Annotated in this window: 12 protein-coding genes; 10 read left to right on the forward strand and 2 right to left on the reverse strand. The window is 70.6% G+C overall.

The genetic code is table 11. The features are described 5' to 3' along the window. Positions 1-36: 36 nt before the first annotated feature. Positions 37-930, forward strand: a complete 894-nt coding sequence (locus AB0M87_RS19370) for an ABC transporter permease (protein WP_365854423.1) — start codon at positions 37-39, stop codon at positions 928-930. Continuing rightward, positions 927-1,721: an ABC transporter permease gene (locus tag AB0M87_RS19375; RefSeq protein WP_365854425.1), complete on the forward strand. Its 795-nt coding sequence runs from the start codon at positions 927-929 to the stop codon at positions 1,719-1,721. The genes AB0M87_RS19370 and AB0M87_RS19375 overlap by 4 nt, the downstream gene beginning before the upstream one ends. Before the next feature lie 20 nt (positions 1,722-1,741). Here the strand turns inward: AB0M87_RS19375 and AB0M87_RS19380 are convergent, their stop codons facing one another. Then, positions 1,742-2,566, reverse strand: a complete 825-nt coding sequence (locus AB0M87_RS19380; RefSeq protein WP_365854427.1) for a PaaX family transcriptional regulator C-terminal domain-containing protein — start codon at positions 2,564-2,566, stop codon at positions 1,742-1,744. Positions 2,567-2,853: 287 nt separating this feature from the next. Here AB0M87_RS19380 and AB0M87_RS19385 point away from each other — a divergent pair, with 287 nt between their 5' ends. From AB0M87_RS19385 to AB0M87_RS19420, 8 genes are all read left to right on the forward strand, one after another. Next, the gene (locus tag AB0M87_RS19385) at positions 2,854-3,399 is read left to right on the forward strand and encodes a nuclear transport factor 2 family protein (RefSeq protein ID WP_365854429.1); all 546 of its coding nucleotides are present in this window, start codon (positions 2,854-2,856) and stop codon (positions 3,397-3,399) included. Continuing rightward, positions 3,377-3,934: a nuclear transport factor 2 family protein gene (locus tag AB0M87_RS19390; protein ID WP_365854431.1), complete on the forward strand. Its 558-nt coding sequence runs from the start codon at positions 3,377-3,379 to the stop codon at positions 3,932-3,934. Before AB0M87_RS19385 ends, AB0M87_RS19390 begins: the two co-directional genes overlap by 23 nt. Further along, positions 3,931-5,511: an AMP-binding protein gene (locus AB0M87_RS19395; protein WP_365854433.1), complete on the forward strand. Its 1,581-nt coding sequence runs from the start codon at positions 3,931-3,933 to the stop codon at positions 5,509-5,511. Before AB0M87_RS19390 ends, AB0M87_RS19395 begins: the two co-directional genes overlap by 4 nt. Next, positions 5,511-6,359, forward strand: a complete 849-nt coding sequence (locus tag AB0M87_RS19400; protein WP_365854435.1) for an ABC transporter ATP-binding protein — start codon at positions 5,511-5,513, stop codon at positions 6,357-6,359. Before AB0M87_RS19395 ends, AB0M87_RS19400 begins: the two co-directional genes overlap by 1 nt. A gap of 249 nt (positions 6,360-6,608) precedes the next feature. Continuing rightward, positions 6,609-7,001: a hotdog fold thioesterase gene (locus AB0M87_RS19405; protein WP_365854437.1), complete on the forward strand. Its 393-nt coding sequence runs from the start codon at positions 6,609-6,611 to the stop codon at positions 6,999-7,001. A gap of 35 nt (positions 7,002-7,036) precedes the next feature. Next, the gene (locus AB0M87_RS19410) at positions 7,037-9,148 is read left to right on the forward strand and encodes a 3-hydroxyacyl-CoA dehydrogenase NAD-binding domain-containing protein (RefSeq protein ID WP_365854439.1); all 2,112 of its coding nucleotides are present in this window, start codon (positions 7,037-7,039) and stop codon (positions 9,146-9,148) included. Continuing rightward, entirely contained in the window at positions 9,145-10,323 is a 1,179-nt protein-coding gene (locus AB0M87_RS19415) for an acetyl-CoA C-acyltransferase (protein WP_365854441.1), read from the forward strand. The genes AB0M87_RS19410 and AB0M87_RS19415 overlap by 4 nt, the downstream gene beginning before the upstream one ends. Positions 10,324-10,385: 62 nt before the next feature. Beyond that, entirely contained in the window at positions 10,386-11,846 is a 1,461-nt protein-coding gene (locus tag AB0M87_RS19420; protein ID WP_365854443.1) for an aldehyde dehydrogenase family protein, read from the forward strand. Positions 11,847-11,990: 144 nt separating this feature from the next. Here AB0M87_RS19420 and AB0M87_RS19425 read toward each other — a convergent pair whose 3' ends face one another. After that, on the reverse strand, positions 11,991-12,992 hold the full coding sequence (locus AB0M87_RS19425) for a LacI family DNA-binding transcriptional regulator (protein ID WP_365854445.1): 1,002 nt from the start codon (positions 12,990-12,992) through the stop codon (positions 11,991-11,993). Positions 12,993-13,021 lie beyond the last annotated feature (29 nt).

Genomic DNA, 13,021 nt, shown 5'->3' on the forward strand with positions numbered 1-13,021 from the left:
ACCGGCTTTCCCCCACCCAACGACGGGAGGCTCGCGGTGAAAACGCAGTATGTGGGCCACAACGGCCCCCGGACGGCGGCCCCGGAGGCGGGATCGCCGCCGGGCGGCCGTCCGGCAGAACCCGCCGCAGGCAAGCGCGCACGCAGTTCCACAGCGACGTACGCGGGGTGGTTGGCGCCACCGCTCACCCAGCTCGTGGTGCTGTTCACCGCGGGTCTGCTGTGGTGGCTCGCCGCGCTGCAGGGGCCGAAGGGCGCCATCCCCACGCCTTTGTCGGCGTTCACATCCCTGGCAGGCCTACTGGGCCGTGCGGAGTTCTGGGACGCCGTCCGCGAGACTGCGTCGACGTGGGCGGTCAGCCTGCTGATCTGCACGGCCGTCGGGATTCCGGCCGGCCTGGCGATCGGTCTGAGCCGCTTCGTGGCCAACAGCACCAGGCTGGTTGTCGACTTCCTGCGCACCATCCCACCGGTGGCGCTGATGCCGCTGTACCTGCTGGTCTACGGCCCCACCCGGGATATGGTGATCGTGCTGGTGGTGAGCGGTGCCGTCTGGCCGCTCGTCATACAGAGCGTGTACGCCGCGGGCCAGACCGAGCCGCAACTCAAGGACGTGGCTCGCTCCTTCGGCTTCACCCGGTGGGTCCGGCTCAGGCATGTCTTCGTGCCCAGTGTGCTGCCGTTCGCCATGACAGGGATCCGGGTCGCCGCGACGCTCAGCCTGCTGCTGACCGTGACCGGCGAACTGCTCGGCGGCGCACCGGGGTTGGGCATGCAGATCGAGAACGCCCTCAACGGAGAGAACCAGCCACAGATGTACGCGTACGTGCTGACGACCGGGGCCTTGGGGCTCGTCGTCAACAGCGCCTTCCACATCGTTCAGCACCGGGTGCTGCGCTGGCACCCGTCCGTACGCGGGAGCCTGCGATGAAGCGGCGGCTGCTCCTGGTGCTGACCGAGATCTGGCTGCCGGCGCTGCTGGTAGCCCTGTGGTACGCGGCGAGCGCAGGCAGCACCTCCGCGTACTTCCCGCCGCTGGGCACGATGGTCTCCAGCCTCCGCAAGGACTGGCTCTTCGCGCATGTCTCCACGGATTTGGTGCCCAGCCTGGAGATCCTGGCGTACGGCTACGCGGCGGCCCTGGTCCTCGGCATCGGTCTGGGCGTCGCCCTGGGACTACTACGCGGGGCCGAGCGTGCGACGCGGCCGCTGCTGGAGGTGCTGCGGGCCATTCCCGGGGTGGCTCTGCTTCCGGTCTTCGTCGTAGCCCTCGGCATCGGCACGAGTATGAAGGTCACCATGGTCGCCGTCGGCGCGGTGTGGCCAGTACTGCTCAACACCATTGACGGTGTCCGCGGCATCGAACCGCTGCTCTTCGACGTGGCCAGGACCTTCCGGCTGAGCCGTGCCGACCGACTGCGCCGGATCGTGCTGCCGGGTACGGGCCCGCAGATCTTCGCCGGCGCCCGTACCGCACTGGCCATCGCGGTCTTCGTGATGGTGGTGAGCGAGACGGTAGGCAGCAGCGGCGGCATCGGGTACTTCCTGCAGAACGCGCAGCGCAATTTCCAGATCGCCGACATGTGGGGCACGATCATCGCGCTCGGCATCCTCGGGTATCTGCTGAACATGACGTTCCGGCTGGTCGAATCCATCGTGCTGCGCTGGCACCGACTGCAGCAGGCACGTCACGACCAGCCGGCCCCGGCAGGGCGGAAATGACCGGGCGGGGCGGCAGGTGGTCAGCCGCCGTCCAGACCACGAAAGTACTCCAGGGCGAGTTCCGTCCACTCCTCGTGGCGGCTCCGGAACACCTCGTACGCGGACTGCCGCGGCCACTTGCCGGGCAGCAACGAGTCCGGGAGTTCGGGGTCCATGCCCGGGAACTTGCGCCACTCGGTGATCAGCTGGATCCACGCCGCGAAGACCGCACCCGGCTTGCCGGGCCTGGCACCGGAAAAGGTGCGGTGGAAGTCCAGGTAGCGCACCCGGAGGTCGTCGAGGTCCCACGCCGTGCGCACGACCTGCCGCGGGTCGTGCGCATGAGACGGCACTGCGGTGAAGACCAGACCTTCGATCGGCTCGGGGCCGGACTGGAGCACCCGCATGGCGGCGTCCTCGTGCTGCACGTGCGGCGAGATCCACACCCCGTTGCCGAGCGAGCCGAAACCGAGCCAGGCGAGCTGGGAGCGGATCTTGTAGCGCTGGTCCCGCCGATCCTCCGGGACGCTGAAGGTGATCAGCAGCCAGCGTCCATCCCACTCGACCGGCGCGCCGAAGGCCGCGACTCGTTCCCGCGCCACCACCAGACGCTCCCTGGTGTCTTCGGTCACGCTCATCAGAGCCCTTCGGCCGACCCGCTCGCTGGTCAGCCAGTCGTCACGAGAAGCGCGCGCCACCACCTGGCGGGCGGCCGAGATCGTGGTGCCGGTCGTCCCCAGAGCGCTGACCAGCGTCTCCTGCCACACCTTGCGCCCTTCTGGCACGACGGCCTCGCCGAGGATGGTCAGCAGGGTCGCCCGGGTGGCGCGACTGACGTCGCGCCGGGAGTTCGCAGGGGTGGTCATGCATCAGACGATAGCGCCTCATCGAGCATCATGTGTCATTTCATTGACGATCGCTGAAAATTAGAGGTATTATTTCGGGATTGAGTCACGGCAGTCTGACCCATCCGACCAGGGCCGCGAGCCGTTCCCCCCGATTGCCGGCCGGTCCCCGCCGCCACGCGACTGTGCGTGACCGTGCTCACCGCATATCCCGAAGCCCGCTCGACCATCCCTACGGACGTCCGCCCATGGACGCCGGCCCCGCTCCACGGCGGTCCGGCGGCGCCAGGCAGAGGAGAGCACCCGCCATGACCGACGACGAACTGGAGCAGCTGGTTGCCTCGCTGGCCGAGCAGGTGCAGCGGCTCGAGGACGTGGAGCAGATCAAGAAGCTGCAGCGCACCTACGTCAGGCAGCTGGCCGACCGGCAGTGGGAAGCCATGCTGGACGCCTTCACTGAGGACGCGGTGGTCGATCTGCGTCATCACGGAGTTCGGCACGGCCGTGAAGAGGTCGCCGAACTCTTCGCCGCGATGCACTCCCACGGCGACCCGCACGATGGCTATGTCCTCAGCTCCCCGGTGATCGAGGTGGCCGGGGACACCGCCACCGGCGTGTGGACCTGGCACCGCCACCTGTGCGAATTCCCGGTGATGGGCGCCACGATGCGGGTCTACGGCCCCTGGTGGGAGGGCCGCTACCGCTGCTCCTACCGCAAGGCGGCCGGCCGTTGGAGGATCTCCGGCATGCACTTCCGGGTGGTGCTGCCCGACCGCGACCTCGAACCGGACGAGATGCGCGAACGCGCCGGACGCGGCGAGGAGGTGATCCGTGGTGCGCACCGAGCCGGCTGACTGGACCGACCCCACCGGCCGGCGCTCCGGGCCGGCCGCGCGGCTGGCCGACCTCTCGGTACGCCTGCAGGCGCTGCGGGATCTGGAGGAGATCGAATCACAGCACCGCTCCTTCACCCGCGCGGTGGCCGATCGGCGGTTCGGCGAACTCGCCGGCTACTTCACGGACGACGCCGTCGCCGACATGCGCTCGCACCGCCCGGTGAAGGGCCGCGCGGCCATCGAGCGCCACTTCGAGGGTATGGCCGCCGCGCCGGTCGCCGGGGCGGGCTACATCCTCAGCTCCCCCGCAATCGAGGTGGACGGGGACCGGGCGTCCGGCGAGTGGAGCTGGCTGCGGCTGTACTCCGATGTCCAGCAGGGACCCGGCACCGTACGCCTGTGGGGCCGCTGGGAAGAGGGCCGCTACCACTGCGAGTACCGGCGCACCGCCGCCGGATGGAGATTCGCGTCCATGCACTTCCGGGTCGTCCTGCCCGACCGGGACCCCGAATTCCAGGACGACAACACGACCGTCGAAGGGGCCGAGCAGTGATCATCGCCGAGCTGATACAGCGCAGTTGCAGGACGCACGCGGAGGCGACCGCGATCCGGCTGGGCGATGCGTCCTTGACCTATGCGCAGCTGTGGGACCGCTCCGCGCGGCTGGCCAACGGGCTGCGGGCGCTCGGCCTGGAGCCGGGCGACCGGGTCGCCACGCTGGGGCCCAACACCCTCACCTCGCTGGAGGAGATGACGGGCCTGGCCGTCGGCGGCTACGCCCGTACTGCCCTGCACCCGATGAACGCAGGCGACGGGCACGCCTACATGCTCGCCAACGCCGGCGCCCGCGCGCTGATCACCCATGCGGACCTCTACGAGAAGTTCGCCGCGGACTTCGCCTCAGTGCCCGGACTCGACCACGTCATCGTCCACGGCGGCGGACCGCACGACTACGAGCGGCTGCTCGCCGACGCGAGCCCCGATGCCCCCGCGGTCCGCGTCGACGGCGACGACATCCTGCACCTGGCGTACTCCTCCGGCGCCAGCGGGCGGCCGAAGGCGTCCGTTCACTCCCACCGCAGCTGGATGCACGTCACCACCGACAACGTGGCCATGCTGCCGAGGATCACCGGTCAGGACGTGTACCTGGCCGCCGCCCCGCTGAGCCATGCCGCCTCCACCGTGCTCTACGCGCTGCTCGCCCGGGGGGCGAGCACCGTGGCGATGCCGTCCTTCGAACCCGGCGAGGCACTGCGGCTGATAGAGCGCCACCGCTGCTCGATTACGGTGATGGTGCCCACCATGCTCCAGATGCTGATCGATCACCCGGACGCCTCGACCCGGGACCTGAGCAGCCTGCGGGCGCTGCTGTACGCCGGTTCGCCGATCTCGGCCACCACCGCCCGCGCCGCCCAGCTGGAGCTCGGCAATGTGCTCTTCCAGTCGTACGGGCAGAGCGAGTGCCTGCCCGCCACCAGCCTCACCCCGGAGGACCACGCGCGTGCCGTCGCCGGGGAGGAGCCGCTGCTGCGTTCGGCCGGGCGCGCCTGCCTCAACAGCTCCGTCCGAATCGTGGACTCCGAGGATCAGGAGCTCGGTCCCGGCGGCACCGGGGAGATCCTGATCCGTACCGAGGGGCGGATGCGCGGCATCTTCGGTGACCCGGAGGCCACCGCCGAGCGCATCACCCCGGACGGGTTCGTACGCACCGGGGACGTCGGTCATCTGGACGAGCGGGGCTATCTGTTCGTCACGGACCGCAAGGACGACATGATCATTTCCGGCGGCTTCAACATCTGGCCTGCCGAGATCGAGAAGGCCCTCACCGCGCACCCGGCGGTGGCCGACGCGGTGGTGGTCGGCGTACCCCACCCGAAGTGGGGCCAGACGCCGCATGCCGTCGTCATGCTGCGGGACGGCGGGAAGGCCACGGTTGAGGAGCTGATCGAGCACTGCCGGGCCTCCATCGGCTCGATGAAGAAACCGGCCTCCGTGGTGTTCCGGGACAGCCCGCTGCCCCGCACCGCGCTCGGCAAACTCCAGCGGCGCGTCCTGCGGGACGAGTACTGGCCATCGGGCACGTCGGCCGAAGGCAAGCAGGACGCCACAACCAAGGACGGTGCGTCGTGATGATCAGAACCACTGGGACCTCCGGAACCGGCACGTCGACTGCTTCCGGAACCGGCACCTCGACCGCCTCCGGCGATCGTGCCGCCGCAGTGCTGTCCGCCAACGGGCTCGGCCACGACTACGGCGAGCGCACCGTCCTTGGCGGCGTCGATTTCTCCGTCGCCCGCGGTGAGTTCGTATGCCTGGTCGGCCCGTCCGGCGCAGGCAAGACGACGCTGCTGCGCTGTCTGGCCGGGCTTCAGACGCCGACCCGTGGCTGGGTGGAGTTCGAGAACGTACGGATCACTCGGCCGCCCCGGGACGTGGCGGTGGTCTTCCAGGACTACAGCCGCTCGCTGCTGCCCTGGGCCTCGGTGCTCGACAACGTGACGCTGCCGCTGCGCTCGGCGGGAGTGCGCAAGGCCGAGGCGCGGCGGCGGGCGCATGACGCGCTGGAGGCGGTCGGCCTGGCGAGTGCCGATCCCACGTCCTACCCGTGGCAGCTCTCTGGAGGCATGCAGCAGCGCGTCGCCATCGCCCGAGCCATCGCCTGCGGTCCCTCGCTGGTGCTCATGGACGAGCCTTTCGCCTCGGTGGACGCCCAGACCCGGGCGGATCTCGAAGACCTGATGCGAAGGCTGCAGACCGAAATGGACCTCACCGTGCTGCTGGTCACTCACGACATCGACGAGGCGGTCTACCTCTCCGACCGGGTCGTGGTGCTCTCTGGAGCGCCGGCGACCGTGTCCGAGGTCGTTGACGTTCCGCTGGGCACGACCCGCGACCAGCTGGAGACCAAAACGCTCCCCGCCTTCGCCGAACTGCGGGGCCATGTCTACCGGCTCATCTGCCGCCCGGGGGATGACTGACGCGAACGGTGCCGAGACCGCCGGCCGGCATCCACCAGGTGAGACCGGCGGTCATCGGTATGGAAACGGCGTCACGTACTGCCGCGATCGGATCGGCTACCAGGACGGCTTCCCCTTCCCCGGCCAGGACGGCTCGGCGGGCCGGGCGATCCGGCACCCAGCGCCCTCCGGCGCCGCATGTGCACCCGTTCGACCTCGATAAGTGACATTTTCTGTGCGATCAATAATATTCTGTCGTTGGGAATCACGATGAGTGTCAGTCCTCCCGCCGCGGGCACCGCCGCGGACCCCTACGCGAGCGCGCTCGGCGTCACGGTGCTGCAGGCGGCCGAGGAAGCCGTCCGCGTCGAGCTGACCATTGCCGGGCGTCACCTGAACGACCGGGGAATCGCCCATGGCGGTGTCCTCTTCTCCCTGGCCGATGTCGCGCTGTCCGTCGCGGCCAATCTCGACGGCCGGTTCGCGCTGGTGCCGACCGCGACCGTGCACTTCCTCCGCCCGGTCCGGGAGGGCGACGTGCTGGTGGCGACGGCATCCGCCCACCATCAAGGGGGCACCCTCGGCCTGTACTCGGTGGAGATCCGCGGGGGCGGCACCACCGTGGCGCGCATGCTCGCCCAGAGCTTCACCCTGGATCGCTGACCGGCCTGATGGACGGACCCGATGAGGAGTACCCCATGGTGACCCACGACGCGACGACGCCGCCCCGGGCGGCAGCCCAGGACCTGCTGGCCGTCGAACACCACGGCCAAGTCGCCGTGGTGCAGCTGTGCAACCGGCCGGTGAACTGCCTCGGCCGCCCCCTGCGCCGTGCCCTGCTGGCCGCGCTGGAGGACGCCGAGCACGACCCGGCCGTCACCGCCGTAGTGGTGTGCGGGGCGGACGGCACCTTCAGCGCCGGGGCGGACCTCGCGGAGTTCGACAACGGTGAGGGGCTCGCGGAGCCCACCCTGCACCTGACGATCGCCGGTCACCTGGACGCGATGACCACCCCGGTGGTCGCCGCGATCGACGGCGTCGCCCTTGGCGGCGGTCTGGAATTGGCGCTCGCCTGCCACTACCGCATCGCAACGCCAGGCGCCCGACTCGGGCTTCCCGAGACCACCCTCGGCTTCATCCCCGGCGCCGGCGGCACCCAGCGGCTGCCGCGGGCCATCGGGCTGGAGGCGGCGGTCAACCTGATTCTGTCCGGCCGCTCCGTCGATGGTGCACGGGCCCAGGAACTCGGCCTGACCGATGAGACGGCCGCCGGAGAACTGCTACCCGCAGCCCTGGATCTCGCTGCCCGTGCTGCACGGCTGGGACCGCCGCCCAGACTGCGTGACCTCAAGGTCGAAATGGAGAACGCCGAGGCGTATCTGGCGTACGCGGACCGCGCTGCCCGGCGCGGGCCGCTGGCCACCCCAGGGGCCGCACCCGCGCTCAAGGCGCTGGCCGCCACCGCGCTGCCCTTCGACACCGGGCTTGCCACCGAACTGCGGCTGTTCCGGGAACTCGCCGACACCGACGAGGCGAAGGCAACCCGATACCGCTTCCTGGCCGAGCGCAAGGCCGGCCGGGCACCCCGCACTGCCGTCCCCGCCACGGTCGGCACCGCAGCGGTGATCGGCGGCGGGACTATGGGTCGCGGCATCGCCCTGACCTTCCTCGCCGCCGGAATCCCGGTCACCGTTGTGGAGACCGACGCCGCCCGACTGGCCGTCGCGGAAAAGGGCATCCACGACGAACTGGATCAGTCGGCGGCACGCGGCCGGATCACCGCCGAGGTACGCGATCGGCGGCTGGCGGCCCTGAACGGCACCACCACGACCGCGAACATCGCCGAGGCTGATCTGGTCGTCGAGGCCGTCTTCGAGGACCTGGTCCTCAAGCAGCAGGTGTTCGCCGACTTGGACACCGTCATGAAGCCGTCGGCCGTCCTCGCCTCCAACACCTCCTCCCTCGACCTGAACCGCATCGCCGAGGTGACCAGCCGTCCGGAACGCGTCGTCGGCATGCACTTCTTCAGCCCTGCCCACGTCATGAAACTGGTCGAGATCGTCGAGGGCCGCCTGACCGCCCCCGAGGTGCTGGCCACCGCCTCGGCGCTGGCCGAACGCCTCGGCAAGACCGCAGTGATCGCGCAGGTCGGCGACGGCTTCATCGGCAACCGCATCATGGACCAGTACGTACGCCAGGCCATGCTGCTGCTGCGCGCCGGAGTCCCACCCGAGCGCGTCGACACGGCCCTGGAGGCGTGGGGCATCGCCCTGGGTCCCTTCAAGGTCCTCGACATCGTCGGCAACGACATCCCCTGGCAGGCCCGCAAGGCCAGGTCCGCGCCCCCGGCTCCGGAATGGGAACTGGCCGATCTGCTCTGCGCGCGCGGCTGGTTCGGCCGCAAGTCGGGCCGCGGTTGGTACCGCTACGACGGCCCCGGTGCCGCCGGCAGCCACGAGGAACTGGCGGCCCTGGCGGCCGGACTCACCGAGGGCACCCCCGCCCCCGTCACCGACCGCCAGATCGTCGACCGCTGCATTCTGGCCCTGGTCAACGAGGCTGCCGCCGTCCTCGCCGATGGGATCGCCGCCCGCGCCTCCGACATCGACGTGGTCTTCCTGGGCGGATACGGATTCCCCGCTGCCCGGGGCGGACCGCTCTTCCACGCCGACCGGCTCGGCCTCGACCGGGTTGTCCGTACGATGCGCCGCCTCGCCGACCGGACCGGCGACCCGTTCTGGCAGCCGCACCCGCTGCTCGTCGAGCACGCGTACCAACGAAACCCCATCGCCCAGGAGCCGCAGGCATGAAATCAGCGGTCATCGTCTCCACCGCCCGCACCCCGCTCACCAAGGCGTGGACCGGCGCGCTCAACATGACCCATCCCGCCACCAGCGGCGCCCACGCGGTCGCCGCCGCCGTGGAGCGTGCCGGGGTGGACCCGGCCGAGATCGGCGACGTGGTGATGGGCTGCGCCAACCCGGAGGGCGCCACCGGACAGAACATCGCCCGGCAGACCGCCATCCGCGCGGGACTGCCCACCTCCGTCCCGGGCATGACCGTCACCCGGTTCTGCGCCTCGGGCCTCCAGTCCATCGCCATCGCCGCGCAGCGGATCATGACCGGTGAGTGCGAGGTCCTGGTAGCCGGCGGCGTCGAGTCCATCTCCTGCGTGCAGAACGAGATGAACCAGCACATGCTCGTCGACCCGTGGATCGACAAGCACATGCCGTCCCTGTACTGGCCGATGGTGCGCACCGCCGAGACGGTCGCCGAGCGCTACCGGATATCCCGCGAACGCCAGGACGAGTACGGGCTCGCCAGTCACCTCAAGGCAGCCGCGGCCCGTGACGCAGGCCGGTTCGACGAGGAGATCGCCCCCATCGAGACGGTGATGGCCACCACCGACCGCCACAGCGGCGACGCCATCAGGGTCCCCGTCACCGCCGCCCGCGACGAGGGCATCCGGCCCGACTCCACCCCGGAAGGCGTCGGCCGCATTCGCACCGCGCTCCCGGGCGGGACGGTCACCGCCGGCAACGCCAGCCAGTTCACCGACGGTGCCTCCGCCTGCGTCATGATGTCCGAGGACCGCGCGGACCAGCTGGGGATACGGCCGCTCGGCCGTTTCGCCGGGTTCGCAGTGGTCGGCTGCGACCCGGACGAGATGGGCATCGGTCCGGTCGAAGCCGTCCCCCGGCTGCTGGCCCGCGCCGGGCTCGGGATCGCCGACATCGGGCTGTGGGAACTCAACGAGGCGTTCGCCTGCCAGGTCCTCTACTGTCGCGACAAGCTCGGCATCCCCGACGAGTTGCTCAACGTCAACGGCGGCGCCATCGCCCTCGGCCACCCCTACGGTGCTACTGGCTCCCGCCAGACCGGCCACGCCCTGATCGAGGCCCGCCGCCGGGGCGCCCGCCACGCCGTGATCACCATGTGCATCGGCGGCGGCCAGGGTGCCGCCGCGCTGTTCGAGGTCAGCTGACCGCCGCACCACCGCCCCCCGATCTCCCGAAGGCCACCAAAGCCCACGAAAGGACCCTGCCCGTGTCCCTTCACCGCAAGCTGCTGATCAACGGCGAACAAGTCCCGGCGCTGTCGGGTCGCACGACCGAGGACATCAACCCGTACACGGGCGAGGTCTACGCCACCGTCGCGGCGGCAGGCGTCGTGGATGTCACGCGCGCTGTGGACGCCGCCGACACCGCGTTCGCGGCATGGTCGGCAACCAGCCCGTTCGCCCGCCGCAAGATCTTCCTGGACGCCGCGGACCTGCTGGACTCCAAGGCACGGCAGGCCGCCGAGATCATGACCGGCGAGGTCGGCGCCATCGCACCCTGGGCACTCTTCAACGTCGGCCTCGCCGCCAACATCCTGCGCGAGGCCGCTGCCGGCATCACCTCGCCGCGCGGCGAGGTGCTGACCGCCCAGGACGACGGCGTCCTGGGCCTGGCGGTGCGCGAACCGGTCGGCGTCGCCGCCGTGTTCGCCCCGTGGAACGCCCCGGTCATCCTCGGCGTCCGCGCTGTCGCCGCCCCGCTCGCGGCAGGCAACACGGTGGTCGTCAAGGCCAGCGAGGACGCACCCGTGGCCTGTGCCCTCTTCGTCGCCGACGTCCTGCAGGAAGCCGGACTGCCCGACGGCGTACTCAATGTCATCACCAACGCCCGCGAGGACGCGGCCGACATCGCCGAGGCGCTGATCGCCGAGCCGCGTGTACGCGTCGTCAACTTCACCGGCTCCACCGGCGTCGGCAGGATCATCGGCACCCTCGCCGCCCGCCACATCAAGCCCGCCGTCCTGGAACTCGGCGGCAAGAACTCCATCATCGTCCTCGACGACGCGGACGTGGACCACGCCGTGAACGCCGCCGTCTTCGGCGCTTTCATGAACTCCGGGCAGATCTGCATGTCCGGCGACCGGATCCTCGTCCACGAGAGCATCGCCGAGGACTTCACCGCCAAGTTCATCGCCAAGGTCGTTGGCCTGCCTGCCGGTGATCCCGCCGATCCCGGCACCGTCATCGGCCCGCTGGTCGGCGAGGGCGCGGCCCGCCGCGTCGCCGGCCTCGTCCAGGACGCGGTCGCCAAGGGCGCCACGGTCCTCGCCGGCGGCGGCGATCCGGTCGGCGCAGTCCACCCGGCGACCGTCCTCAGCGATGTCACCCCCGACGCCGACATCCATCACCGCGAGGCGTTCGGCCCCGTCTGCGTCATCGCCACATTCTCCGACGACGACGAGGCCATCGCCCTCGCCAACGACACCGACCACGGCCTCACCTGCGGCATCCTCACCGAGAACGGTACCCACGGCCTGGCCGTGGCGGGCCGCATCCGTACCGGCATCGTGCACATCAACGACCAGTCGGTCGCCGACGAACCCCAAGCCCCCTTCGGCGGCACGCAAGCCAGTGGCTACGGCCGCTTCGGCGGCCGCTGGGGCATCGAGGCGTTCACCACCACCCGCTGGGTCACCCTCGCCACCAAACACGCCCGCTACCCGTTCTGACTGACTTTCCCTTGGTTCGATCACCGGGCGAAGGAGAGCAACGAGTCAGCGCTGCGCGCCGGCGCACGGCTCACCCGGAGGAGCCGGCCTGCCCGCACGCTTGCCGGATGGTCGCCGATGGACGACCGGGTCGGGACCGCCGCGCTACGCGGATCCCCTGATGACCAGATCCGTTGGCAGTATGAGGGGCGTCGGCTCCTCACCGCCCAGTACGCGCACCAGCATGCGGGTCATCTCACGGCCGAGGGCCACGATGGGCTGGTGGATCGTCGTCAGGGCCGGCTGGGTGTGCCGGGCTGTGAGGACGTCGTTGAACCCGACGACCGCGACGTCCTCGGGGACGGCGTGGCCGCGCTCGCGCAGGACGCGCAGGGCGCCGGCCGCCATGGCGTCCGAGGCGACGAACACCGCGTCCAGGTCCGGGTGTTCGTCGAGGAGGCGGGCAGTCGCCGCGGCGCCGCCCGCCTCGGTGAAGTCGGCATGGGCCGCGCGGTGGTCCTTCAAGCCGGCCAGAGCGACCGCCTCGCGGAAGCCCAGGTAGCGGGAGACGCCCGCGTGCATGTCGAGCGGGCCTGTGACGGTGGCGATGGCGCGCCGGCCCGTCGAGATCAGGTACTCCACGGCTTGGCGGGCCCCGCCCCGGTTGTCGGCGTCCACGTACCAGCGGGGGGCCCGGTCCAGGGGGCGGCCTCCGTGCACGACGGGGACGCCGCCTGCCTCGGCCACCTTCGCCAGCGGATCGTTCTCGCGCAGGGCCAGCAGCATGACGCCGTCCGCACCCCGGGACTGGAGGATGCGGGCGAGCCGGGCCCGGCCCCGCTCGGAGGCGGCCAGGACCAGCAGCAGCTCGAGGTCCGTCTCCTCGATGACCGCGTTGACGCCGGTGATCACCTCTGCGAAGAAGAGGTTGGCGAACAGCGCGGGGTCGTCGCTGGAGATCGCCAGCACCACTGCGCCGCGGCGCTGCGAGGCGAGCGAACGGGCCGCCATGTTGGGCACATAGCCCAGCTCCGCCACGGCGCTCTGCACGGCCTGCCGGGCCTTCTTGCTGACGTGCTGGCGGTTGTTGATCACACGCGAGACGGTTCCGACGGACACCCCGGCGCGCAGCGCCACCTCGTCGAGCGTCGGCGGCCGTCTGGTCATGTGGGGCTGCTCCTGTTTGTAGGGGCGGG

Source organism: Streptomyces sp. NPDC051320 (assembly GCF_040682175.1).
Taxonomy (GTDB): Bacteria; Actinomycetota; Actinomycetes; order Streptomycetales; family Streptomycetaceae; genus Streptomyces.